This window comes from Pseudoalteromonas sp. NZS100_1 (genome assembly GCF_015864285.1).
GTDB lineage: Bacteria > Pseudomonadota > Gammaproteobacteria > Enterobacterales > Alteromonadaceae > Pseudoalteromonas > Pseudoalteromonas arctica.
Genome location: NZ_JADYXN010000005.1, coordinates 194,902 through 218,820 on the forward strand (window position 1 = coordinate 194,902; position 23,919 = coordinate 218,820).

The following is a 23,919-nucleotide window of genomic DNA, read 5'->3' on the forward strand; positions in this document are numbered from 1 at the left end:
GAAAGAACCCATTGGGCAGCGCATGTTTGGTATTTATGCTGCGTTATCGCCTATTTATGGGGAGCAACCACACTACATAGGCTCTGCCTTGCCTAAAAACCAAACATACTGCTGCAAATTCAACAACCAAAGGTCAACACGCCCTAGCTACAATCGCAAAAAATAATCCTAGCAAAATAAATAACACGCCACTGATCTGTAATAGTAATTTTTTCATATAACACACCTCATTACTTGTTAGTATGAGTATAATTTAAGCTGCATTAAAATCGACTAAAAGAGTGTTACAAACTGTAAAATCTTCAATTTCTATTCGCCATCACCATGATATAATTAGTCAAATGCCCTAAAATATCGCCGTCATGATAGCAACAATTACACAGCAAGATGCCGCGACAGAACTTGTCGCAAACTACCTAGATACCATTGCAAACCAAGGTTTTAGTGGAGATACCGACGCAAGTTATGCAACGCGTATTACCGCTTCAACCGATAACAGTGTGTATCAGCAAATACCGCAAGGTGTTATTTTTCCAAAAAGTGAAAAAGATATTCAGCTCGCATTGCAAACAGCATCTCGCGACCCGTTTTTATCATTAACTTTTGGTCCTCGTGGCGGTGGAACAGGCACTAACGGACAATCGTTAACACCTGGTATTGTTGTAGATTTGTCTCGCTATATGCGCGAAATCCTCGAAATAAATGTAGAAGAAGGCTGGGTACGCGTTCAAACCGGCGTAATAAAAGATCAACTTAATGACTTTTTAAAACCTTATGGCTTTTTCTTCTCACCCGATTTATCTACCAGTAACAGGGCAACTATTGGTGGCATGATAAGTACTGACGCATCGGGGCAAGGCTCGTTAGTTTACGGTAAAACGAGCGATCATGTTTTAGGGCTAACAACTTATTTAGTTGATGGCACACCTATGTGCACCTCCCCAATAGACATCGACAAAGCACAAATTATAGCGAATCAAGACTCACTAATTGGTAGTTTATATAAAACAGTTTTAGATATATCAGTTAATGAACGCGCTGCTATTTTAGCTAAGTTTCCACGGTTAAATCGTTTTTTAACCGGCTACGACCTAGAGCATGTACTAAGTGATGACTTACTTACCTTTGACATGAGCCGACTAATAACGGGTTCAGAAGGCTCATTAGGTATAGTAACTGAAGCAAAATTAAACCTAACGCCTATTGCCGAATTCAAAACGCTTATTAATATTAAGTATGATAGTTTTGACTCAGCACTTCGTCATTCACCATTTTTAGTCGATGCACGTGCAACATCGGTAGAAACCGTTGATAGCAAAGTTTTAAACTTAGCGCGTGAAGATATCATTTGGAATTTAGTATCGGACTTAATAACCGACGTACCAAATAAAGATATGCAAGGCCTTAACATGGTCGAGTTTAATGCAGTATCAAACGATGATATAAAAGACAAAGTAGACACGCTTTGTAAGCTTCTAGATGAATGCGTAAAAAATCAAACTAATGGCGTTATTGGTTATCAGTTAACCAGTGATAAAAGCGATATACTAAAAATTTACGCAATGCGTAAAAAGTCAGTGGGTTTATTAGGTAATGTAAAAGGCAGCCAAAAACCTCTCGCCTTTGCAGAAGACACCGCTGTACCGCCTGAAAATTTAGCAGATTATATTGTCGAATTTAGAGCATTACTCGACAGTCATAATTTACAGTATGGTATGTTTGGCCATGTTGATGCGGGCGTTTTACACGTACGCCCAGCACTTGATATGTGTGACCCAGAACAAGAAAAACTACTTAGAACTATTTCAGATCAGGTCGTAAAACTAACCGCTAAGTACGGCGGTTTAATGTGGGGCGAGCACGGTAAAGGTTACCGTAGTGAATATAGCCCTGAGTTTTTTGGTGAGCATTTATATACGCAACTTCGAAAAATAAAAACAGCTTTCGATCCTAACAATCGCATTAACCCCGGTAAAATATGTACTCCTATCGATAGTGAAGACTCACTAGTTAGTGTAGATGGACAAAAGAGATCGCACTTCGATAAGCAAATATCAATAGAAGTTAAAACCAGTTTTAACAATGCAATGACCTGTAATGGTAATGGCATATGCTTTAATTACGATGAAAATTCACCTATGTGTCCATCGTATAAAGTAACTGGCGATCGCCGTAATTCACCAAAAGGACGCGCAAGTTTAATGCGCGAATGGCTTCGTCTACAAGAGTCAAAAAATGTAGATTTACTCGAAGTAGAAAAGCAACTTAACAAAGGTGAAGTCATTACCTGGTGGGAACGTTTTGTTCATAGCCGCGAAAAACGAAAAGGTATTTACGACTTTTCTCACGAAGTAAAAGCGTCAATGGATGAATGTTTAGCATGTAAGGCATGTACAACAGCATGTCCAATTAAAGTAGATGTACCCACTTTTCGTTCGCGCTTTTTAAATTATTATCATAGTTATTATGCACGCCCGCTAAAAGATTACCTTGTTGGTAACATAGAAAACAGCGCGCCATTAATGGCAAAGTTCGCTAAAGTCATAAATCCAATTGTTAAAACATCATTAGTTAGTAATGTTATTAAAAAAACGGTTGGCTATGTTGATACACCACAGTTAAGTATTCCTGCACTTTCAAAGCGTGTTACTAAAACACAAAAATTCGATTTTGATTTACTAAATAAATTAAATGCAGAGCAACAAAGTGAATATGTATTAATAGTACAAGACCCATTTACGAGCTTTTACGAAGCGGAATTAGTAGAAAGTTTTATTACTTTAATAACCCAACTTGGCAAAAAACCAATGCTATTACCTTTTAAACCAAATGGTAAACCGCAACACGTAAAAGGTTTTTTACATGAATTTAAAGTTACAGCTAAAAATGCAGCCGAGTTTTTAAATAAATTAAATGATATTAATGCACCGTTAGTCGGTTTAGACGCGTCACTCGTTATGTGTTACCGCGATGAATATAATACAATTTTAGAAAATAACCGTGGTGAATTTAATGTGCAACTTGCCCATGAATGGCTCGAAACACAATCGTTTAAATCACTAAGCGCAAAACAAAATACAGATACCGAATTTACACTACTGAGTCATTGTACTGAAACAACTGCGCTGCCAAAAGCAGCAAATGTATGGCAAACAATTTTCAATGATATTGGTTTAACATTAAAAACAACAAATACAGGTTGTTGTGGAATGGCGGGAACTTATGGCCACGAAGCACAAAATCAAGATAACTCACGTGCGCTTTACGAAATGAGCTGGAAACCAATTGTAGATAAAAATAAACCTGAGCAACTTTTATCTACGGGATTTTCTTGTCGTAGCCAAGTTAAACGTTTTGAACAATTTAAACCAAAACACCCAATTGAATTACTAGCACAGGTTCTTAAATAACTTTATAAAATAAGAGTGCTTAAATAAGAACACTTATATAAGAGTACTTAAATAGTTTTATCTAAATAACTATTTAGTAAATTATTTATAAAATACAAAAAGGCGCAACGATTAACTTCATCAGTGATGAAAATAACCGTTACGCCTTTTTTAATACGTATTCTTAATTTATCTAGTTTAAATAATTATTTTTTAACAAAACTATCGGCAATAGGTCTAGTGCTAATACCATGTATAAATACACTAAACAAAATAGTCGTCATTGCTATTGTCGCTATTTGATATTTGTTTTCTATTTGCGTATCTATCACCATCAATGTAAAAACAATTGATGCTAACCCTCTTGGTCCAAACCACGCAAATGTAAAACGCTCTTTGATACTCAGTGCCGTAAACTGCAGAGACAGCATAACTGGAATTATTCTAATCAATGTTGTACTTAACAAAGCGTAAATTATAATTTCAGTATTTAATTTAGGAATAACTAAGTAAGCACAAACAAACCCGAACAAGCACCAAATCATTAACGATGTGAAATCTGCGATATGCTCTGAGTCTTCAATTAATTCTGTTCTAACTTCTTCGGTCGAAAATTTATCAAATAATAAGCCTGCAATAAACACCGCAATAAATCCACTGCCATGAAAATACTGAGTGACAGAAAACACAGCCATAGCAAAACCGAGTAATAAAAACGGACTGGTATTTTGTGCAAAGTAATGACGTTTCATTGCAAAGTTTAAACTCGGTATAAAAACAGCAATACTTGTAATAGCTATTAATAAAGCCAAGCCAAGCTCTCGTCCAAACACACTTAATGTTTGTGTTGCGGTAATAGCTGAATCAGGATTTTTAGCGAGTAATATAAATATTAAAAATATGGGTACGCATAATCCATCGTTCAAACCACTTTCAGTATTTATTCCTTCGCGTATTTTTTCAGGCACTTGTGTACTTGCTAGTAACCCTTTACTTAATGCCGCATCGGTAGGTGTTAAAATAATAGCGAGCAACGCTGCTTGAATAAGTGAAAGCTCAGCAAAGAAAAATAAAGCAACAGCAATACCAAGTAACAAAGTTAAGGGTAGGGCAACAAACAACAGTAAACTAGGATACTGAAAACTATGCCTTAATACACTCAACTTTGATTTAGCTGCATCAGAAAATAAAAAAATACTTAGCGTAAGCTCTATAAATGGTAATAAAAGATCAACGCCTTCTTTTATTTTATGCCCTTCGTTGGGTAGCACTAAAGCTAAACATATTCCGCCAACAACAAAAAACATTGGGCCTGTTACTTCTGTTTTTTCTAACTGGCGAAGTGTTAAAGAATAAATTAAAAATAATCCGCCTATAAATGCTATTACTAAATACTCCATTAAATTTTCCTTTTAAGTCCTGACTTTGCTCGCTCTTTAATATTTGTTTGAATATAAATTTGATCGGTAGTCGCAATTTTAGAATGACCTAAATCTTCTGATAAATGTTTAAGCGGTCTGGTTTGCGCATCATGTGTGGCACCAGTATGACGAAGCCAATGTGCAGTTGCAGCGCCAAGTTGTTCAGCATCATCTTTAAAACCATCATCAAGTAATGATTGCTGTGCATAATCAAAACTTTGTTGAACTAAACGCCTAATTTGCCTTACGGTCATACCACCTTGCCCGCGAATTTTATGAACCAAGGGATCTGATTCATCAACACGGGGAAGGGCAGGTAAACCTCTGTATAGTCTATAACGTTTTAAATATTCAACAAAATCATCGCTTAAGGTTACATCTCGTAATTTATTACCTTTGCCCATAATACGTAAAAACCAAAAACCATCATTATCTTGCCAAAAATGGGACATCACCGGCGACCATTGTGGGCGCTCAGATAATTCTGAGATTCGTAGATAAAGACCTTTTAAACATGCAAGCGTAAATAAGTTTCGCTCTAAATCAGGGTTATGTTCGCATAAATCACGCGTTACACCAAAAACGTATTCCCATTGAATATCGCTTAATGTGTCTGGAATTTGAATTTGTGATTGAACAACTAAGTACGGACTATTTTTTTTAACAACAGGGACAAAGTTAGCAAATGTTTTTTCTTCTAGTAAGGCAAACTTATAAAACACATTTAATGCTGTAAACATAGACGATAAAGTTTGCTGACTAGCAATGGATTCTTTAAGCATAAAAGGGCGCCAGTTTTGGTTTAATCGACGAATTCCTTGTTCATCTTTATAACGCCATTGCACTGAAGTTGCAGCCCATGCTTTATCGGGTTCGACCATAAAATCAACGTAAGCTTCAATATCTTCACGTTTTAAATCGAATACTGATTTTTCTGCTATTAACCATGACCATAAATAAAAGCGTTCAAGCTCATTTCGAAAACGACTATAAGTCGCTTCTGACTTTCGGCCATAAACATATAAAAACTGATACAAGAATGTCAGATCGGCTTTTGATTCAGTTACAGTCAAGCCAATTTCCTGTATAAAGGATGCAAGTTCTGGGTATTCTGAATTGAGAGTACCGTCATCTAGATGGGCAATTTGATATCTTAATTGTTTTAACGTATCAACCAAAGCAACAAGCATAATGTATAAATATTCAATTAAATAATAGACTTACAGAATAACGTCAAAGTCCGATACTGTCTAGTATTGGACATAGTAAAGTTCTAATTATTTTAATATCGTGATTATTCTATGGTTGTTGGTTGCTATATCTTATTAAGGAAAACATTATGAAAAAACTAATTATACTAAGTGTACTTGCTTTAACTGTTGCGTTAACTGGGTGTGCTACTACAGGTAGTGCATCGCCAAGCGAAAAACGTTCACTTGTACAAAGTATGAAAGCAAACACATTAGATAAATTATACGCTGAAAAACCTGATGTTAAAAAACAAATTGCTAACTCTGCTGGTTATGCTGTATTCGATAACGCAAATGTAAATGTAGTGCTTGCTAGCTTTGGCGGTGGTTACGGTGTTGTTAGAAATAATCTCACAGGTAAATCGACTTACATGAATATGGGCGAAGCCGGTTTAGGACTTGGTTTAGGCGTTAAAGATTTTAACGTTGTAATGGTTTTTCATAACCAAGCTGCACTAAATAGATTTATTGAACATGGTTGGGCATTTGGCGGAAACGCTGATGCAGCAGCAAAATATGAAGATAAAGGCGGTGCACTAGTTGCCGAAGCGATTGCAGATCAAGTTACTGTATATTCTGTAACCGAAAATGGCCTTGCACTACAAGCTGTATTAAAGGGAACTAAGTTTTGGGTTGATTCAGAGCTTAATTAACCACCAAATTACTCTCCTAAAAGCGAGCTGGTTTGTATAATCACGCTCGCTTTATTAAAACCCAACCAATTTAACATAACATAACTTATGAGCTATTGTTTATTTGCTAACTTTAATAAGTCACTCAGCCTATCTCCTCCAACTGGCCCGTGGGCAGATTGTAGAATTTCTTATCATGACCATACAATGACTACACCATAGGGCAAAGTTAAACCATCCGATGTACAACTAGTTCACCGATATAAATGGTCGGCAAGGAAATCTGAAAATATGTACAAAATACTTAAGGAGCAAAATAAAACACAAGATGTATATTTATCTGACCTACAAAGCCAACTTTTAGACATAATTGCTGATATATCAGTTAAGTCAGGAAATGGGGCAATATGATTTATTCAATTTCGATTTTCATAGTACTGTTTACTTCATTAGGGGCAATTTTAAGTGCTATATCCCTAATAGAGCCAATGTTTAAATCCATTGCGTCATTTGTAATTTCTCTAGGATAAAAAGCGAAGCGATATTCTTTTTGATGTGAATATTCTATTCTTTTTTTGAATATCGCTTCATCTTCATCAAACTTTCCTGAGAACATATCAGGATCGTAGTATTCAATTAGCTCAGCTTTCAAGTCTATTTTTTGACCTTTAGAAGCATTGCAGACTCGATTAACAAATTCTTCTACATTAGTAATAATGACAGCTTCATTACCTAGACCAAAGCAGCTATTAGAAATTTTTAGCTCTTCCAGTAATTTAGGAATAGTTTCTTCTGTAATAACAATTTCTTCATTACTGTATGACGCGTAAATACAAAATATATTTATATTGTCGTGACTATTCAGTTTTATACCCACATTTCCAATAACATCTTCGATAATCATTCCATTTATTTCAATAATTACATCTTCAGTTTTATGCCAGTTGATAATACCTTCATGTTTATCACCTCTATTTCCTTCTGTTTCATCATCAAAATTTCTAAAAAAAGAGAGCTTTTTGCAGTGTAAATTTCCATCTAGAAATGATTCTGCGTATTCACTTTTATCAAAGATTTTAACCATGTAATAAATATATTTTTGCATAAACTTCCTTATTTGATTTTTAGTGATTTTTTAATTTTTAGAACATATCTTTAAGTTCAATATATTCTTTTTGATTTTAATGCATTCTTATATCATAAAGCTTTTACGACTAGTTATGTGATTAGGCTATTTAAAATTATATGTTTTCTTAGCATTATCAGGCCTTACTAACTGGCTTGTAAACCAAGCATGTACAATATATCAACTTAAACTGGTTTCAGATATTACATCTAAAACCTTTAGCCAAGTTTCACAGAATAAGAATGTTCAGATTTCTACTTATAAGCCTTCATTCAAACCGCCGACTAAGCAATAATTAAATGTGACGACAAAGTTTGTAAGTTTTTTCTAAACGAATATCGTAAAGATCCAACAGAAATTAATAGATTAAAAATAAGAAATTATTGCCTATATCTTCAAATTAAATGGTTGGCAATGCCAAGCTGTCAATAATGACAGTGATGATAACTTGATAATAAAAAAGGGCTTTTTGCCCTTTTCGTTAATATTACGTACCGTAATTTATGGGTTGTTTATAAACCATCCTAATTAAACAGTGATTACTTATTATATTTGATATAATGCGATTGCCCACTGTAGCTAATTCAGTGAATAATTATCTTAAGAACCTTCTAAATAATATATAGTTTTAAAAATCAGACACTATGGATAGATTATTTTATATAATTTATTTACTGCTTAATAAAGGGAATTAAATTTAATGTCAAAAAAAATAAAAAAATATGTCATGTTAGAGAGCAAAACATTCACTTTATTAGTATTAATTTCAATGATGATGATATTAGCAACAACAGTGTTTTCGAATAGAGTACCTATGTTTTTTTCTTGGGGTAAAGAGGCTGAACAGCTTTTACTATCAGTTAGCTTGTCATTTTTCAGTAGTTATATTTTTTATATTTCCCTTGTTCATAGAAAAGAAATTAAGGATAAAGAAAATATAAATTTTGTTTTAAAAAGAAAAATAGGTTTAGCTCTTTCATCCTATACAAATAAATTAACTCTTTTCAAACAAGCAGTAAAGATATCTAAAGAATTTGATAAACTTGATTTAAACGACTTCAGATTATTTTCAAAATTAATTGAGAGTAATTCAAACATGAATAGCATAACTATTTATCTTGGAACACATGATAGCGTCAATGACACAGCTGAGGATATTTTAAAGAAAAACGCTCAAGAATTTGATCGCTTTGTTACTGCTCTCTCCCCACTTTATCCTTTTTTAGATACTGAGCTTGTTAAAATATTACTTCTAATTCAAGACTCAACTTATATAAACAACTCTTTAATTAAAGGCTTACCACTATCAAAATCATTTAGTAATTTTCACGTACATTTCTATGATTTCCATTCTTTGATTCTCGATTTAAAATTTTATTATGAAAATACTTTTAATAAATAACATGAGAAAAGTGTAGTCTATACACACTAATTTAATAAAAGAAGATAACCTTTGCCTTTTATTATCATTTATAACTTTTGATATAGAAACTTTTAGCGTTTAATTTCTCATCTAAAGATTCAGCCAATTTTTCGGTTTCACTAAAAACTGTATTCCAATATTTAATACGTGTGTCTGCATCTAGATCGGTAAAGTCGTTTCTGTCTGGAATTTTTCCGTAAGGTAAGCCGGCTATAAACTCTTTTGATGGGCTGATCATCACCACGTTGTCGTAATTGAGAGGTGACACTTTGCGTTTTAAATTTTTATCGAACCACCCTGCTTTTGGCTCGCTATTAAAGTGCGGATATAAAATAAGTCCTGGGTTATTAATTTTTAAATCAAAGTGGTAATCAATAATTCCGCCGTCGCGATATATTCCAGGAGGTGAGCCTGCAATATTTTTTATGCCTTGCATAACAAGCGGTATAGAGCCTGATGCAAGTAATGCATCTTTTAAGTTTGTTTGTGTGAGTGCTATGCTTTGTGTTTTAAAATTGTAGTTGTCGGTAATTGATAAGTCACTTGTTGCTGGGCCAAATATAAAACGCTCATACTGTGCGCCTAATAGCTTTCGGTTAACGCGGTTTAACATATAACTTTTTGATAAACCCATAAGCTGTATTAATTTATTTTCGCTGGCAATAAATCCATTTGATTTAGCCACTATAAAATGCGCTTTAAATACGGGGTTATTTATAATTTCGTTTACGCCGTTATCGCCAAAAACATCTTCAAGTAATGCGCGCGCTTTTATTGTTATTTCACTTGGTGTTGGTTTGTTACTTGAGTATCGGGTTTGTGAATACGATTTTGCTAAGCGCTCAATGGCTGCAACGGGATCGTTTTGTGTAAAACACGCAGAGCGAAAAGCGCCAGCTGATGAGCCAATTAAATTAAGTGGTTGAGTTCGGTTTTTAAAAAATTCACCAAAAATATATTTATCTAACCCAAATAATGTAAACCATTTAGGACCGCCACTTGCACCTAAAAAAGAGGTAAAAAGTTCAGGTTTAAAGCCCTGTTCGTTAATAATTTTAGCCGCTGTTTTCCCTGCGTGAATCTCTATCATCTAAAAAATTGTGCCTTTTATTTTGGTTGCTGTAGTTATTTTCATAATACTTAAAGTGAATATTTATGCAAAATGTAAAGCGGCTTTATGTTGCCATAAAACCGCTTTTTATAGTTAAGTGTGCTTAAAGTACGTTAATTAATCCCAAATGCCGTCTTCGCATTTGCCCTGTACTTTTACATCTTTTACTTTAAATTCGGGCTCTAAACCTTTGTCTCTTTGTGCGTGGTAATCGCTGGTAACAGACAAAATAGTCGGCGTTAACAGTATAATAGCGATAACGTTAACCACTGTCATTAACCCTAAGGCAATATCAGCTAAATCCCAGACTTCTTTTAACGTAGCTGATGCGCCCCACAGCATCATTGATAAATAAAGCAAAGTGTAAATCCCGCGCCCTACTTTGTTGTCGAACTTAAATAGGTGCAAGTTACTCTCTGCATAGGCGTAATTTGCAACCACCGATGTAAATGCAAATAAGGTAATGGCAGCTGCTACAAAGTAAACACCACCTTGTGCTAAGTGAGCGGTCATCGCGCTTTGTGTTAAACGAATACCCTCCATTTCGCCGCTAATGTCTATATCGGCTAATAAAATAATAACGGCGGTACAGCTACACAGTACTATTGTATCGAAAAATACACCTAGCATTTGTATGTAACCTTGCGTTACAGGGTGATTAGGAATAGGGCTGGCACTTGCTGATGCATGAGGCACACTACCCGCGCCCGCCTCATTAGAATATAAACCACGTTGAATACCGTTTTTAATAGCTGCACCCATTGCACCGGCGCCTGCTTCTTGTAAACCAAACGCTGATAAAAATATATCTTTAAGCATGGCGGGTACTTGCGTGAAATTTATAAGAGTAATAATGACGGCGGCAAGTACAAACACAATGCCCATTATGGGCACAACACGCTCTGCAAATCGGGCAATTGCTTTAAAGCCGCCCAAGATAATTGAGCCTGCGAGTACGGTAATAACCAAGCCTGAATAAAAGGTTGGAACTTCAAACGCGTAATTAAGCGCGTCGGTAATTGTGTTAGTTTGCATTGCGCTAAACGTAAAGCCGTAACCTAAAAACAAGCACGCAGAAAACACAATGGCAAACGCCCGGCTACCCAAACCTTGCTGAATATAATACGCGGGGCCGCCTCTAAAGTCGCCGCTGCTATCACGAACTTTGTATACTTGCCCAAGTACGCTTTCGGCAAAACCTGTTGCCATGCCGAGTATGGCTATTACCCACATCCAAAATATTGCGCCGCTACCACCCAGTGAAATTGCAACCGCTACTCCGGCTAAATTTCCGGTACCTACTCGTGCGCAAAGCCCTGTGCAAAGAGCTTGGAATGATGAAATGTCGTCTTTTTTACATTTGCTGCTGCCTTTTAAAAGGCTAAACATATGTTTAAATTTAAGTATTTGAATTGCTTTTAGTCGTACCGAAAACCATATACCTGTAAACAAAAGTATATAAATAAGTACCTGACCCTCTCCCCACAAAAGGTTGTTTACACTTTTGACGACGGTATCGAACATTACTAATCCCTTTTTATTTTATACTTTTACTTTATGTTAGCACCGACTTTAAACTCTGCATGTAGCGCTACTTAACTTAAAAAATCCGGCAGCTCATTATGCATTAAACATAATAATGTTTAATGTTGGCTTTACCCCAAAGTGAAGTGTGTATTGATGTTTAATAATCTGTAAGCAAGCACATTTAGCATTGAATTTTATTTCTATAAATGTGAATAATAAATCACACCTACACTTTATATTGATTAGTTAAAAAATCAATAATATCTTTTTAAGATTCAGTATTTTGTTTTGCGTATGCGTGCGGGATGCAATAGTTTTTATTTTGATGCAGTAAGGTTTAGGCGCAATGAGGATTAAAAATGGCAAAAAATAGCGCATAAAGTTATGCGCTTTTTTTGTAATTATATTTAATTAGTTATAGCTGTATTGTGTAGGTGCACTGTAATGGTTGTTGCTGTTAATCTGTAAATTTTGCATTGCTAAGTATGAGCGACCAGCATCTAAGCCTAATTTATGATCAAAACGTAAATCGTTATTTGAACTACCTAATAATTTGCTATGCAGTTTTTCGTCTGCAAAAATTTGTATTATTTCTACATCATCAGGTGGGTTTGCAATAAATTCAAGTTCATCTAAATACGCTTTCTCGTGCTGTATTAAGTAGTCTAATGTTTTTGGACAATAGCCTGATGCAATAGCAAATGTTCTTAGCTTTTGTACCCATGCAGATTGCGCCTGAAAATTAGCGTCAACCGTTCTTATTACTACAATCTTACGAGCGCCTCGGTTGTAAGCTTCACGTACTGGTAATGGAGCTGCTAAACCGCCGTCTAGATAAAAATCGCTCTGTACTTGCTCTTCAGCAAGGTGTATTTCGTTAGCTGCTTTTGCGTTTAACCAAGGTGTTAACTTTACACCTTGTTTGTATAAAAACGGGAGTGCGCTAGAAGCCTTTAACAAATCACGCCATTGGCCACTCTCACCTGTTGGCGATAAGTAATATGCTTTTCTGTCTCGTGCATTAGTGGCTGTTATAAGTAGCTCACGCGCGCCCAAACTCGTTTTAGCTGTTTTAAAATCTATGGCTCTTTTTACCTCAGTGGTTTTGTCAAAGTACCAATCTAAATCAACTATGTGTTTACCCACTAATCCGCGACCAAGCTGAAAAAAACGTTTGTTACGCGAAAGCCCTCTAATTAGGCGTTTGGCATAGCCTTTTTGACGCGCTAAGTAACTAGTTAAGTTTTGCGAACCTGCAGAGGTGCCAATGAATAAATCGAATGGGTCATATTCTTGCTCTAACCACGCATCAAGTACGCCAGCTGTGAAGATCCCTCGCTGCCCGCCACCTTCAGCAATCAGTGCAACTTTTGGTTGCGCTGTTTTGTTAACTGAATTAGCTGTTGCGCAATTTAGAGACTTCACGGTGAACCTACCTTTATTTAATGATGTTTGGTTTAATACATACATTATAAAAAATAAAAGTGATATCTTAAAATTGATTATTTAAATCAGTTCGATTGAAAAAACAGAACGGTATGTAAAGCAAAATATATACTAAAAATAGCAATCAAATTTACTTTGAATATTTAAATAACAAATACAGACATCACTTAAAGTTAATAAAATGAGTTAAAAAAGTTTAACTTTTGATGATGTCTGTATGTTAACAAGCCCAGAGTGTACGCTTGCTTAACTAACTATATTTTAGTGCTTTATTTCCATTAAAATTTCGAGTGCACGGTGGCGTTTTTCACTATCGAATACATCATTGGTAAATATAAACTCATCAACTTCTAGCTGTTTCGCTATCATCTCTAACTTGTGTTTAATACTTACATGTCCGCCTACTACGCTTAGACTTAAAAAGTTCTCTACATGAGCGCGTTCTTGTTCGCTCCATAACCCGTCCATACTTTCAACAGGTGGTTTTAACCACAGCTCGTTACCGCGTATAAGTTCGAGCACACGTTGCTTAGAAGTAGTCGACAGGTATTGCGCTTCTTCGTCGGTGTCGGCGGCAACTAAAGGCAGTGCAAGCATTACATATGGTTTTTCAAGGTCGCTTGATGCTTTAAATTCGCGTTTATACAGCGCTATTGCATCGTGCACAAAACGTGGTGCAAAATGACCTGCAAATACATAGGGTAATCCTTTTTGCGCCGCAAGTTGCGCGCTAAATAAACTCGAGCCTAATAACCAAATAGGAACGTTTGTGTTCTCACCCGGTATAGCGCGTATTGGGTGCGTCCCATTGTAAGGACCTAATAACGTTTGCAGCTCAGTTACTTCACCCGGGAAGTTTTCAGCACGGCTCATATCGCTATTTAATGCACGACTCGTTACTTGGTCGCTGCCGGGGGCACGCCCTAATCCTAAATCTATTCGCCCAGGATATAAGCTCTCTAACGTACCAAATTGTTCAGCAACAACTAATGGGGAGTGGTTTGGCAGCATAATACCGCCCGATCCAACGCGTATCTTTTTGGTATTACCTGCAATATGGCCAACCAAAATAGAAGTGGCAGCGCAAATTATACCTGGCATATTATGATGCTCAGCAAGCCAAAAGCGATTAAAGCCAAGCTCGTCTGCTCGCTGTGCGTATTTAGTACTTTTATGAAGAGTGTTGGCAACACTGTCCCCTTTGATCATGGGGGCAAGTTCGAGTAACGAAAAAGGAATGGAAGTTAACAAAATAGCAGCTCCTAAAAATGCATACTAATAATGGATTACATCATTAGCATAAAACACTTAAATGGGTCTGCTATTAGGTCAATTCAAGTTACGCAGAGGTATTAGAGCAAAATAGGTATATGTTATTTTGCTCTAAGGTATTCAGGCAAGCTGTGCATCACGTTGGCGCTGCTTTTTATAGCCTTCTGAGTCTACGCCTTTTTTCCAATAACCAGAGGATACAATATTACCGCGCGGTATATTAAGTTGCTCAGTTAGCAGTGTTTTTACTGTACGTACAAGGCCTGCCTCCAGTGCCATAAACACAATAGGTGGCTGCTCTGTAATGTGCAAATTTTTAAGTGCACTTAGCATTGCTGTATCGGCATTATTGGTAATTAACCAGTTTATATCGCGATTTGTTTCTAAATCGATAATGTCTTGCTCAGTAGGGGCATGTACAAATGCATCAATTTTTGCAGCTTCAGGTAACTGCTGCACATAGCCTTTTATAGCATTTACTGAGGTTAAATCGCCCAATAATATATAATGAGGGTGCGCGTAATTATCTAATTTTTTAGGGCCTGGTCCAGCTATACCTAGCGCGTCGCCTACTTTTGCAATTTTAGCCCAGTTAGTCGCGGGGCCTTGGTGCATATTTATAACAAAATCAAGCGTTAGTGCGCCGGTTTGCGCATCCACATGCCTTATTGTGTATGATCGCATACACGCTGTTTTTAAGTTAAAATCTACTTCACCATTTTTTGGGAACAGTACTTTTACATAGTTACCAATATACTCTGGGGTTAAGTCTTTAAAATCATCAGAGCCTACTACAATACGTTGTAGGTGCGGTGTAATTTGCTCTGTACTTAATACGTTGGCTTTGCGAATTTGTTTACCCATGTATTACCTCGTTTTACATTAATAATTGACTGCTATAAAAGCAGTCATTGCACAACGCCCCATTGGTTGATAAAATCAACTATAGCAAATTAATTGACTTTGTCAACTATATTGAGAGTTCTATGAATACACCTTTATCAAATACGCTGTTTGAACTAATGCAAAATTACCGTGTCACAATTCGTGAAGCAATTAACGCAGGCGAACTGGGTATTAATGCTATGCACGTACGCTGCATACATATTATCGCGAACGTAAATAACTGTACGGCTAACGATATAGTTACTAAAACGCAGCGCGATAAAGCGCAAATAGCACGTTTAATTAAAGATCTTATTGGCTTAAATTTAATTAATAAACAGGCGAGTGAGCACGATAAACGCTGCTTTATTTTGTCGCTCACAGAGCAAGGTAAAGTTCTTTTTGATAAGTTATTAGCATCAGAGAAAAAAATAAATAATCAAATGTGTAAAAACTTAAACCCTCAACAAATCAAAGACTTTTTAGATACCGCACAACAAATGATCAAAAACATGGATTGATCAGCCATACATTTCTTGGCATAACTTACACAAAACGCATATACTGTACACTTATACAGTATATGCGTTTTAGGTTGTGTTATGTTTGTCATTCCCATTTATATAGAAGCAGGCGTGTGTGGTTTTGAATCCCCCGCAGCGCAGTACACCGAGCTAGGTGTAACCCTTGATGAGCTTTTAATAAAGCATCCAGATGCTACGTTTATTGGTATTGCATCGGGTAACTCTATGCAAGAAGTCGGAATTTTTGAAGGGGACTTATTAGTAATCGACCGTGCAGAGCCTGCAGAAAATGGTGACGTTATTGTTGCTAACTTAAATGGTCTTTTTGTATGCAAACTACTTGATAAAACCAATGCACGGCTGCTTTCTGCTTCTTCTTTACATAAACCTGTACAACTAACCTCTTCAGACGAATTTCAGCTAGAAGGCGTAGTAACGCTATCAATAAGAATGCACAGGCAAAGCCCAGAGTTACTAAAATGTATGCCTTAGTTGATGCTGTGTCATTTTATGCCAGTGCCGAAAAAGTATTCGACCCTGCTATTCGCTCCAAACCCGTGGTTGTACTTACCAATAACGATGGCTGTGTATGCGCTATTTGTCCTATTGCTCGGCGCTTAAATATTCCTAAATTTGGCCCGTACTTTAAAGTTAAGCATTTACTTGAGCAAAATAACGTTGTTATTCGCTCTAGTAATTACGAGCTTTACGCTGATTTAAGCGACAAAATGATGAATATTATTGGCCGCTTTTGCGATACACAGCACATATACAGTATTGATGAATCGTTTTTGCACTTTAATGGCTACACATCATTAATTAAAGACTGGCATGAATACGGCCATACAATAAGGCGCACAGTATGGCGCGAAACAAAGCTTCCTGTAGGTGTTGGTTTTGGCCCGACCCCTACTTTAGCAAAAGCCGCTAATCACGCTGCTAAAAAACTCAGTGGTTTTAATGGTGTAGCCGTAATAAACAACGAGCAAACGCGCCAAGCTATTTTACAAAGAATGAGCTGCGAAGATGTCTGGGGCATAGGCCGTCGATTAGCTAAAAAGCTTAAAATAATGAATATACACACCGCTTGGGACCTTGCTCAGCAAAACCCTAAAACTATGCGCCGTGCATTTAGTGTGGTGGTTGAGCGCACGGTAAGCGAGCTTAATGGCGTAACGTGTTTAAATTGGGACGATGTACGACAAGACAAGCGCGAGATATTTTCGACCCGTAGCTTTGGTGAGCGGATATGTGAGCCAACCGCGCTTAAAACAGCGCTTATTAACCATGTAACTACAGTGGCTAATAAACTACGCGCCCAGCGTTCGCTCACCTACCAGCTTTATATTTTTGCAGCCAGTGGCGCGCACGAAAACAGATATTATAAAAAGTCGTTTGTATATAAGTTCCCCTCACCCACTAACGACACCTGCGTGATGGCTAATGCTGTATCTGAGGTATTTAATAATATTTACCAACCGGGAGTTCGGTTTTATAAGTGTGGTGTGGGCGCGGTAGAGCTAATATCAGAACAGTTTCAGCAAAATGACTTATTTAATAAGAGCCCTGATAATCCAAAGCTTATGCAATGCCTAGACACAATTAACAATCGATACGGAAAAGGGATGCTCAGCCTTGCAAGCAGTAAATTAAATGACCGATGGCACATGAACCGTGATTTTTTATCGCCGCAGTACACTACGCGTTGGCGCGATATCCCTAAAATATACTGCGAATGATTTACTACTTACTAGATGCTTTATTTGCTCTCGTCTGCTTTTTTAAATGTGCACTCTACACTAGGTTCGCTTAATGTGTATTTTAGTGTGTTATCAGCTAAGAATTTGATACTTTGACTGATTGTTTTTTCGTTTGCAGGGTTTTCACAACGGCTCATTCTTAAACCGTTTTCAAGGCCATCACTTTTATATTTAAGCGTACTGGTTATAAAACAAAAGTTTGGTTTTTTAATAGTGCGAGTACCATTGTGGAGCGATCCAAATACAATTTGTTCTCCAAGTTTAAAACCTGCACTTAAATCACTTTCGTCTGTCAAACTCAAATCGCTATTAACGCATAACCCTGAATTGGTCGACACAACTTCGTATGCCCCCAGTTTTGACTTTAAAAACGGTATAAATCGTGTTTTATTACTCGGCTCAGAAAAAGCATTTGCACTTGTAAAAGCGACAGTTAATAAAGCGAGTGTTAAATATTTCATTTCGTGGGTGTATCCTCGTGAGTCAGCGTGTTAAATAATAGCAAAATGCCTAATCACTTAGCTTTTATAACTTTTAACAACTATAACAGAGATTTACTATAAAAGGAGAGAAGTCGTATTACAGGAGCGAGCGCGTGAGTAGGACGCGGAAGCTTTGCTCGGTTTTTACTTATTCTTACTAGAATAACCCAGGAGCTGTTGTCGAGCCCACTAGTTTACAAATTTCGCGCCGCGATTAAATCCTTCTTGGATTGAACAAATTCAACCACCAAAGGTAAACATGCCCTAGATACTCATTACAAACCATTTTGTTGTTAAGCACTTTATTTAATACGTACTTAAACAACAAAACGATTTATACCAATGCGCTTAATTGTAAGGGTCAATTGAACTCATTAGATTGTTTAACTAGTTATACGAATTGGTATTTATTTTATTGCCAGTACTTTGCAAATAATAAAGGGTAGCTTTGCTTTAAAAACTTAGGTTTGTCTTTAAAACGTTTACCTTTGGGTTCATCACTGCCAGATGGGATAAACGGCAATTCGTCTTCACTGCGTTCTTCAAATAATAAACCGGCTATTAAGTCATACTCATCAATGTACGGATAAGGCTGCTCGTTTAAGTAATAAACGGGTGTACACTGCGCTATCGAATCAGCATTTTCTAAGGCGTTTTCGAATACTGTTTTACCGCGCGAAATTAACCAACATCTAAATTCGCTAAAGCCGTAATCGTCGTTACATCCAGCCATCACAAAAGCGGCACCAAATAAATCCCAGGTAAAACACTTGCGCATATGTATGCCAAAATGCTTATCAAAATCAATAAGGTGTTGATCGCTTAAATCATTAAGTTTAGTTTTTAGGTTATCGCTCACACTTTGCGGATCGAGCCCTAAATCAGGCGTTGTTACTAATTCCCAAAAAGCCTGTTCTGTTAACGCTGCCATTATAAAATCTCTTTTACTCGGCCAACTTGACCATCTTCTAAACGTACTTTAATGCCGTGTGGGTGATTAGGTGATTTTGTTAAAAGACGCTCAACAACACCTTCGGTTAATGTGCCGCTGCGTTGATCTTCTTTTAATACAATATTTACTGTGGTACCTGGTGAAATTTGCGAACGCGTAGGAACAGCCATAATTTAAACCCTAAAAATAATTTATCTAATTATAACGTCCATGTGCTATCAAACCAACAAAAGCTCTGTTAATTGGCGGAAAATGAAATATGTGCTGGTTTTGCGTTCAACTTAATACTCGTAAGCTCTTTGAGTATTATATTTGTTAATTCGTTAAGTTGCGGTTTTGCACTTTCAAGGGCTATATCATCGTTAAAATAGCACTGTACTTTTAACGTATTGGCCTCGTTATTTAAATCGATGGTATGCGTTAGATAATCAAAACCAATTACGCTTTCTTTTATTGCCTCGCATGCATTAGTAAGTGCTAGTCGAATGTGCTTATCGCGCTGCTTTTGAGTTTTAGTCATAAATATAAAGGTTACCTATTTAGTTTCTGCTTGTTGCTGTTTTTTAAACTCTTCGTAGTTAGAGTCTTGTTTATCTAGGCATTCGTAATATTCTTTGTCGGCTTTATAGTTACATTCATCAAGGCGCGCCGATTGAACTTCATGAAAACGCGCGTCAGAGCTACAACCAGCTAAAACACATAATCCAACAATAAGTAATGCGCTACTTTTTAGTTTATTGATAAACATTAAATTTCCTTACACTTTCTATATCGAAAAAGCGTTAAATTATTACAATATTATTGTATATTAGCGCCATAAAATCTTAATCTCCAAAGGATCTATTTCTATGATGTCGCAGTTACAAAAGTTGTTTCAGCGTATAGACAAAAGCAAGATATTTCAATCATTTGTTATAGCTGTAATTATTGTTTCTGCTCTTACAGTAGGTGCGCACACTTACTCACTACATCCTACCGTAGAGCTTGCTCTAAATTGGATGGACGTTGGTATTACCGCATTCTTTTTAATTGAACTAATAATCCGCTATGTTGCAAGCAAAGGCATAAAACACTTCTTTTCGAAGGGGTGGAACATATTCGACACCATCATAGTATTGGGCAGTTTATATCCTGCTGCTGGCTCTACTATGTTAATTGCTCGTCTACTTCGCATATTTAGAGTACTGCGATTGGTATCGATGATCCCAGAGCTGCGCTTATTAGTTAACTCATTGCTTAAAGCCATTCCACAAATGGGTTATATAGCCCTATTAATGTTTGTTATTTTTTATATATACGCTGCAATGGGCAGCATGATGTTTGCGGAAATAAACCCCGTACTTTGGCAAGACGTATCAATCTCTATGCTCACCCTATTTAGGGTGGCGACGTTTGAAGATTGGACCGACATAATGTACGAAACAATGGCGGTGTACGAACTAAGCTGGATTTATTACCTTACGTTTATATTTTTAACCGCATTTGTATTTTTAAACATGATGGTAGGTGCCATTTTAGAAGTTATGAGTGAGGAGCACCGCAAAGCACGAGAAGAGCTCGCAGATGATAGCTCATTACCTGCAACGCAAGGGCAAGTAAACGAGCTGCAATCACAAATTGCTGAGCTTAAAGAGCTTTTGAGTAACCGCAAAAACTAATCTGTTCAGAGTACTAAAGCACCCACTTAAAGTTTAAAAAGTGGGTGCTGTTTAAAATTCTAATTAAACTAAAATTACCAAAGCGCTTTAATTTCCCTCGGTATTAGATTTATTATCTGTATCTTCAAAAGAAATAACGTTATCGACTTTCATTTTAAAGGCATCAAAAAAAGCATTTTTTAGCACCGAAATAACTGCTTGGAAAGTCGATACATCTGCATTATCCAATTGCCCCTCTATGGGAATACGTGCAGCTACAAGCTTAGATTCATCGTTTTCAAGTATAGAGCTGAGCAAATCAACACTACCTTCAAATATGGCCGTAAATATTCCATCGTCATCTTTTTCTATATCTTCACGCCACGAAAACACACTCAAGTTTTGAACGCCCGCTTTTACATAACCATTTAAGTTATTATCTTTAGCTACAAGCTCCATTGCTCCATCAATGCCACCGGCTTCAATATCAAACGGTGTGTACACTTTAAATACAGTGTCTAAATTTTTAACTGAAAAACGCTGTACCTCTGCGTTTAAATCAAAATTAGCCTGTTTGCTAAAAGGGTCTAATTTGCCATTAAGCTTTAATGCAGCCTGCCCCATTAATGCTCCCTCTACGTTTAGAGTAGTCACAAGTGTTTTTGATAGGTTTTGCGCATTCGTTATATTTTCAATTTTGGCGTTAATACTTGATATAAAAGTAGGATTTTCACCGCTGTTAGTTGAATTAACTAAGGTTAACTTTCCTTGCTCAATTGTTAAGGTATCAATAGAAAACAGTACTAAGTTATTGGCGAGCCCTACCCAGGTAGTTTCGTCTTTTACTTGTTTATTTTGCTCAGAAGCATTGGGGTCTTTATCGTAAATAACTATTTCAGGACGCGTAAAGGCCATGTTTGTTACTAAATTACCCTTTAAAAGGGCTGACCACGCGAGTGAAAAATCAAGAGTTTGAATACTCAGTAAAGGCTTCGGAGCTGAAGTTGCATCAACAGCGTAAATTTCAACGTCGTCAATTGCGTAGGCACCGCGATATAAAAACAAATCTACATCACCAACATGCCCCGTAACACCTTGCGTATGTTTTAACTGATAATTTACGTAGTATTGAACTACATAAGGCGCGGCTATTCGCATTAGTATAAGCAATACAATCAGCGCTATTACACCTTTAAAATATTTGGTGTGAAATGTTGTAGATGAAAAATGCATTGTAATTTCCTTTGCTAAAAACCAGGGCCTATTGACCTTTAAGGATTAAACTCTGTTCTATGTAGGGCAACGTATGTTTGGCATTTATGCTGCGTTATCGCCTATTTATGAAGAACAACCACACAACATAAACTCAACCATACCTAAAAACCAAACGTACGGCTGCACATTTAACCTCGAAAGATAAACAGGCTCTAATTAGTTAAACTTTTTAATTAAGTACATAAATAAACGTGTAAAAATTACTAATATTCGTAACTTAAGTACCTGTTAGGTATAAAATTACAAATAGAGCAAAGCCATATAAGCTTAAACTCTAAACTACAGTCACTACAGCAAGGGATATACCACTATTCAAATACACCGCTTAATGAAATGATTCCCATCCTTATCTATCTATACTTTTGCCAACTAATAACCTGCATTGATTAGAATAAACTGCTTTCATCTACTAAAGTAAAATTAACGCAAACAAGAATAAAAATACATGAACCCTGTTTTTTATATATTAGTTACCCTATTTTTAACCAGTGTTATTTGGTCTGTCATATTTTTAATGTCGTGGTTTACGTTAGGTAAAAAGCAATATGCCATGCTTTGGACAATCGCATTCGCACTCTCTGCATGCCAATGGGCAACAATATTAGCAGAACCATTATTTGACTCTCACACACTATATTGGATGTTAGGAAGCAGCTTCTCAGTAGGCTCTGTGCTACTTGGTACATGGGGGCATTGCATTAGGGTAAATTCGAGTATAAAAATTCGCTATTTAATCATCTCGGCAATAGTAACTCTTGCTGCTGTTTATTATTTTACAGCCATAAATGTGCATGTTGGCTTATTTATGTCGTTGTATGTGTATTACGATGTGATCTTACTGATACTAAGTGCGGTTATTATTTTCAGGCATAAGCAAAAATCACTCCCTGCTGAAATAGGCGCTAGTATTACTTATACGCTATGTGGATTACTTTTATTTGTTGCAGCAAGCATAGCGTTACTACAAGGTAGCCAAGTAAATGAAGAATATATAGCGCTGTATACGTTAATTAATTTTATGACAGTCCCTGCTGCTCATGTAGGCATGGCCGTATTTATAATATTCATAATGGCGTCTGATTTAGCCGAAAAAATGAACCATCTTGCAATGACTGATGTACTTACGGGCTGCTTAAATAGGCGTGGGTTTTATAATAAAAGCCAAGAGCAACTAAAAGATAAACTTAATAATTATAAGTACGTAAGCTTAATTTATTGGGATATAGATAAATTTAAAAAAATAAACGATGAGTTTGGACATGCAGGAGGTGATGTGGTGTTAGTAGAAGCGGCGAAAATAATGCAAGACTGCATAAATCCAGATGATTTGTTTGGCCGAATTGGTGGCGAAGAATTTACCTTATTAATAGCACGTAACGACGAGCCTACAGCTAAAGCATTCCCCGAAAAACTAAGAAACGCACTCGCCAGTAATCCGATTCATTTTAATGATAAAGTAATTAATGTTACGGCAAGTTTTGGCGTAATAAATATTAAATGTAATAAAACCGCAATTGAAAGCGCAATAAATGAGGCAGATAAAGCACTCTATCATGCTAAAAGTGGAGGGCGTAATCAGGTAGTTCATATAAGCGAATTAAGTCAATAAAAGTTCATTATTACTAAGGCCTACCTATCTTTTTAGGTTGAATTTTCGGCAGCATCTTTAGGCAAATAGCATTAAAAAAACGAGGCGTATTGCTTAATGCCGATCAGTTAAGAAAATGACCGGTTGACCGATCCAAACGATCATGCAAAATCCGTAGTTAGGAAACTAACTACGGATTTTTTTGTGAATATAGAACAA

22 protein-coding genes are annotated in these 23,919 nt (G+C 36.5%); 8 read left to right on the forward strand and 14 right to left on the reverse strand.

All coding sequences use genetic code 11. From position 1 onward, the window contains the following. The first annotated feature begins 362 nt into the window (after window positions 1-362). Window positions 363-3,410, forward strand: a complete 3,048-nt coding sequence (locus I6F66_RS05570; RefSeq protein ID WP_197208879.1) for an FAD-binding and (Fe-S)-binding domain-containing protein — start codon at window positions 363-365, stop codon at window positions 3,408-3,410. A 185-nt stretch (window positions 3,411-3,595) separates the two neighbouring features. Here the strand turns inward: I6F66_RS05570 and I6F66_RS05575 are convergent, their stop codons facing one another. Further along, window positions 3,596-4,789, reverse strand: a complete 1,194-nt coding sequence (locus I6F66_RS05575) for a sodium:proton antiporter (RefSeq protein WP_197159918.1) — start codon at window positions 4,787-4,789, stop codon at window positions 3,596-3,598. Continuing rightward, entirely contained in the window at window positions 4,789-6,000 is a 1,212-nt protein-coding gene (locus I6F66_RS05580; protein ID WP_007583195.1) for a tyrosine-type recombinase/integrase, read from the reverse strand. The genes I6F66_RS05575 and I6F66_RS05580 overlap by 1 nt, the downstream gene beginning before the upstream one ends. A gap of 149 nt (window positions 6,001-6,149) precedes the next feature. Between I6F66_RS05580 and I6F66_RS05585 the strand changes: the two genes are divergently transcribed. Next, a complete protein-coding gene (locus tag I6F66_RS05585) occupies window positions 6,150-6,713 on the forward strand; it encodes a YSC84-related protein (RefSeq protein WP_007583197.1) in 564 nt (187 codons plus the stop codon). A gap of 391 nt (window positions 6,714-7,104) precedes the next feature. Here I6F66_RS05585 and I6F66_RS05590 read toward each other — a convergent pair whose 3' ends face one another. After that, on the reverse strand, window positions 7,105-7,797 hold the full coding sequence (locus I6F66_RS05590) for a hypothetical protein (RefSeq protein ID WP_197208880.1): 693 nt from the start codon (window positions 7,795-7,797) through the stop codon (window positions 7,105-7,107). A 721-nt stretch (window positions 7,798-8,518) separates the two neighbouring features. On the opposite strand from I6F66_RS05590, the gene I6F66_RS05595 reads away from it, so the two are divergent. Continuing rightward, window positions 8,519-9,220, forward strand: a complete 702-nt coding sequence (locus I6F66_RS05595; protein WP_197208881.1) for a hypothetical protein — start codon at window positions 8,519-8,521, stop codon at window positions 9,218-9,220. 64 nt (window positions 9,221-9,284) lie between these two features. On the opposite strand, the gene I6F66_RS05600 is transcribed toward I6F66_RS05595, so the two are convergent. The 5 genes from I6F66_RS05600 to I6F66_RS05620 form a co-directional block, all read right to left on the reverse strand. Further along, window positions 9,285-10,331 carry a patatin-like phospholipase family protein gene (locus I6F66_RS05600; RefSeq protein ID WP_197208882.1) on the reverse strand — a complete coding sequence of 349 codons (1,047 nt, stop codon included), beginning with the start codon at window positions 10,329-10,331 and terminating at the stop codon, window positions 9,285-9,287. Window positions 10,332-10,469: 138 nt separating this feature from the next. Beyond that, entirely contained in the window at window positions 10,470-11,876 is a 1,407-nt protein-coding gene (locus tag I6F66_RS05605) for a sodium:alanine symporter family protein (protein ID WP_197208883.1), read from the reverse strand. Window positions 11,877-12,290: 414 nt separating this feature from the next. Next, complete coding sequence (locus tag I6F66_RS05610) at window positions 12,291-13,304, reverse strand: patatin family protein (RefSeq protein WP_197208884.1); 1,014 nt, start codon at window positions 13,302-13,304, stop codon at window positions 12,291-12,293. A 282-nt stretch (window positions 13,305-13,586) separates the two neighbouring features. Continuing rightward, complete coding sequence (locus I6F66_RS05615; RefSeq protein WP_197208885.1) at window positions 13,587-14,576, reverse strand: LLM class flavin-dependent oxidoreductase; 990 nt, start codon at window positions 14,574-14,576, stop codon at window positions 13,587-13,589. Between the two features lie 141 nt (window positions 14,577-14,717). Next, the gene (locus I6F66_RS05620; protein ID WP_197208886.1) at window positions 14,718-15,461 is read right to left on the reverse strand and encodes a siderophore-interacting protein; all 744 of its coding nucleotides are present in this window, start codon (window positions 15,459-15,461) and stop codon (window positions 14,718-14,720) included. A gap of 122 nt (window positions 15,462-15,583) precedes the next feature. Here I6F66_RS05620 and I6F66_RS05625 point away from each other — a divergent pair, with 122 nt between their 5' ends. The 3 genes from I6F66_RS05625 to I6F66_RS05635 all read left to right on the forward strand — a co-directional run bounded on the left by I6F66_RS05625 (window position 15,584) and on the right by I6F66_RS05635 (window position 17,745). Beyond that, entirely contained in the window at window positions 15,584-16,003 is a 420-nt protein-coding gene (locus I6F66_RS05625; RefSeq protein ID WP_010552917.1) for a MarR family winged helix-turn-helix transcriptional regulator, read from the forward strand. 81 nt (window positions 16,004-16,084) lie between these two features. Beyond that, a complete protein-coding gene (locus tag I6F66_RS05630; RefSeq protein WP_165727957.1) occupies window positions 16,085-16,498 on the forward strand; it encodes a S24 family peptidase in 414 nt (137 codons plus the stop codon). Continuing rightward, complete coding sequence (locus tag I6F66_RS05635; protein ID WP_197208887.1) at window positions 16,486-17,745, forward strand: Y-family DNA polymerase; 1,260 nt, start codon at window positions 16,486-16,488, stop codon at window positions 17,743-17,745. Before I6F66_RS05630 ends, I6F66_RS05635 begins: the two co-directional genes overlap by 13 nt. A 20-nt stretch (window positions 17,746-17,765) precedes the next feature. Here the strand turns inward: I6F66_RS05635 and I6F66_RS05640 are convergent, their stop codons facing one another. From I6F66_RS05640 to I6F66_RS05660, 5 genes are all read right to left on the reverse strand, one after another. Next, a complete protein-coding gene (locus I6F66_RS05640; protein WP_010552920.1) occupies window positions 17,766-18,227 on the reverse strand; it encodes a hypothetical protein in 462 nt (153 codons plus the stop codon). A 433-nt stretch (window positions 18,228-18,660) separates the two neighbouring features. Further along, complete coding sequence (locus tag I6F66_RS05645) at window positions 18,661-19,179, reverse strand: DUF4240 domain-containing protein (RefSeq protein ID WP_007377587.1); 519 nt, start codon at window positions 19,177-19,179, stop codon at window positions 18,661-18,663. Then, a complete protein-coding gene (locus tag I6F66_RS05650; RefSeq protein WP_007583223.1) occupies window positions 19,179-19,370 on the reverse strand; it encodes a YwbE family protein in 192 nt (63 codons plus the stop codon). Before I6F66_RS05650 ends, I6F66_RS05645 begins: the two co-directional genes overlap by 1 nt. A gap of 68 nt (window positions 19,371-19,438) precedes the next feature. Then, complete coding sequence (locus I6F66_RS05655) at window positions 19,439-19,720, reverse strand: hypothetical protein (protein ID WP_007583225.1); 282 nt, start codon at window positions 19,718-19,720, stop codon at window positions 19,439-19,441. Window positions 19,721-19,735: 15 nt separating this feature from the next. Beyond that, entirely contained in the window at window positions 19,736-19,948 is a 213-nt protein-coding gene (locus I6F66_RS05660) for a hypothetical protein (protein WP_007583226.1), read from the reverse strand. A 100-nt stretch (window positions 19,949-20,048) separates the two neighbouring features. Here I6F66_RS05660 and I6F66_RS05665 point away from each other — a divergent pair, with 100 nt between their 5' ends. Then, window positions 20,049-20,858 carry an ion transporter gene (locus tag I6F66_RS05665; protein ID WP_165727960.1) on the forward strand — a complete coding sequence of 270 codons (810 nt, stop codon included), beginning with the start codon at window positions 20,049-20,051 and terminating at the stop codon, window positions 20,856-20,858. Between the two features lie 87 nt (window positions 20,859-20,945). Here I6F66_RS05665 and I6F66_RS05670 read toward each other — a convergent pair whose 3' ends face one another. Continuing rightward, window positions 20,946-22,070 (reverse strand): DUF748 domain-containing protein, encoded by a 1,125-nt coding sequence (locus I6F66_RS05670; protein ID WP_165727961.1) that lies wholly within the window; start codon window positions 22,068-22,070, stop codon window positions 20,946-20,948. Between the two features lie 487 nt (window positions 22,071-22,557). On the opposite strand from I6F66_RS05670, the gene I6F66_RS05675 reads away from it, so the two are divergent. After that, on the forward strand, window positions 22,558-23,721 hold the full coding sequence (locus I6F66_RS05675) for a GGDEF domain-containing protein (protein ID WP_165727962.1): 1,164 nt from the start codon (window positions 22,558-22,560) through the stop codon (window positions 23,719-23,721). Window positions 23,722-23,919: the final 198 nt, after the last annotated feature.

Bases quoted from the DNA above. Each gene is read 5' to 3' on its own strand.
- I6F66_RS05585 (WP_007583197.1), top strand. From the start codon at position 6,150: ATGAAAAAACTAATTATACTAAGTGTACTTGCTTTAACTGTTGCGTTA.
- I6F66_RS05645 (WP_007377587.1), bottom strand. From the start codon at position 19,179: ATGGCAGCGTTAACAGAACAGGCTTTTTGGGAATTAGTAACAACGCCT.
- I6F66_RS05635 (WP_197208887.1), top strand. From the start codon at position 16,486: ATGTATGCCTTAGTTGATGCTGTGTCATTTTATGCCAGTGCCGAAAAA.
- I6F66_RS05625 (WP_010552917.1), top strand. From the start codon at position 15,584: ATGAATACACCTTTATCAAATACGCTGTTTGAACTAATGCAAAATTAC.
- I6F66_RS05620 (WP_197208886.1), bottom strand. From the start codon at position 15,461: ATGGGTAAACAAATTCGCAAAGCCAACGTATTAAGTACAGAGCAAATT.
- I6F66_RS05590 (WP_197208880.1), bottom strand. From the start codon at position 7,797: ATGCAAAAATATATTTATTACATGGTTAAAATCTTTGATAAAAGTGAA.
- I6F66_RS05630 (WP_165727957.1), top strand. From the start codon at position 16,085: ATGTTTGTCATTCCCATTTATATAGAAGCAGGCGTGTGTGGTTTTGAA.
- I6F66_RS05640 (WP_010552920.1), bottom strand. From the start codon at position 18,227: ATGAAATATTTAACACTCGCTTTATTAACTGTCGCTTTTACAAGTGCA.
- I6F66_RS05665 (WP_165727960.1), top strand. From the start codon at position 20,049: ATGATGTCGCAGTTACAAAAGTTGTTTCAGCGTATAGACAAAAGCAAG.
- I6F66_RS05675 (WP_165727962.1), top strand. From the start codon at position 22,558: ATGAACCCTGTTTTTTATATATTAGTTACCCTATTTTTAACCAGTGTT.
- I6F66_RS05660 (WP_007583226.1), bottom strand. From the start codon at position 19,948: ATGTTTATCAATAAACTAAAAAGTAGCGCATTACTTATTGTTGGATTA.
- I6F66_RS05670 (WP_165727961.1), bottom strand. From the start codon at position 22,070: ATGCATTTTTCATCTACAACATTTCACACCAAATATTTTAAAGGTGTA.
- I6F66_RS05575 (WP_197159918.1), bottom strand. From the start codon at position 4,789: ATGGAGTATTTAGTAATAGCATTTATAGGCGGATTATTTTTAATTTAT.
- I6F66_RS05580 (WP_007583195.1), bottom strand. From the start codon at position 6,000: ATGCTTGTTGCTTTGGTTGATACGTTAAAACAATTAAGATATCAAATT.
- I6F66_RS05605 (WP_197208883.1), bottom strand. From the start codon at position 11,876: ATGTTCGATACCGTCGTCAAAAGTGTAAACAACCTTTTGTGGGGAGAG.
- I6F66_RS05595 (WP_197208881.1), top strand. From the start codon at position 8,519: ATGTCAAAAAAAATAAAAAAATATGTCATGTTAGAGAGCAAAACATTC.
- I6F66_RS05650 (WP_007583223.1), bottom strand. From the start codon at position 19,370: ATGGCTGTTCCTACGCGTTCGCAAATTTCACCAGGTACCACAGTAAAT.
- I6F66_RS05570 (WP_197208879.1), top strand. From the start codon at position 363: ATGATAGCAACAATTACACAGCAAGATGCCGCGACAGAACTTGTCGCA.
- I6F66_RS05655 (WP_007583225.1), bottom strand. From the start codon at position 19,720: ATGACTAAAACTCAAAAGCAGCGCGATAAGCACATTCGACTAGCACTT.
- I6F66_RS05600 (WP_197208882.1), bottom strand. From the start codon at position 10,331: ATGATAGAGATTCACGCAGGGAAAACAGCGGCTAAAATTATTAACGAA.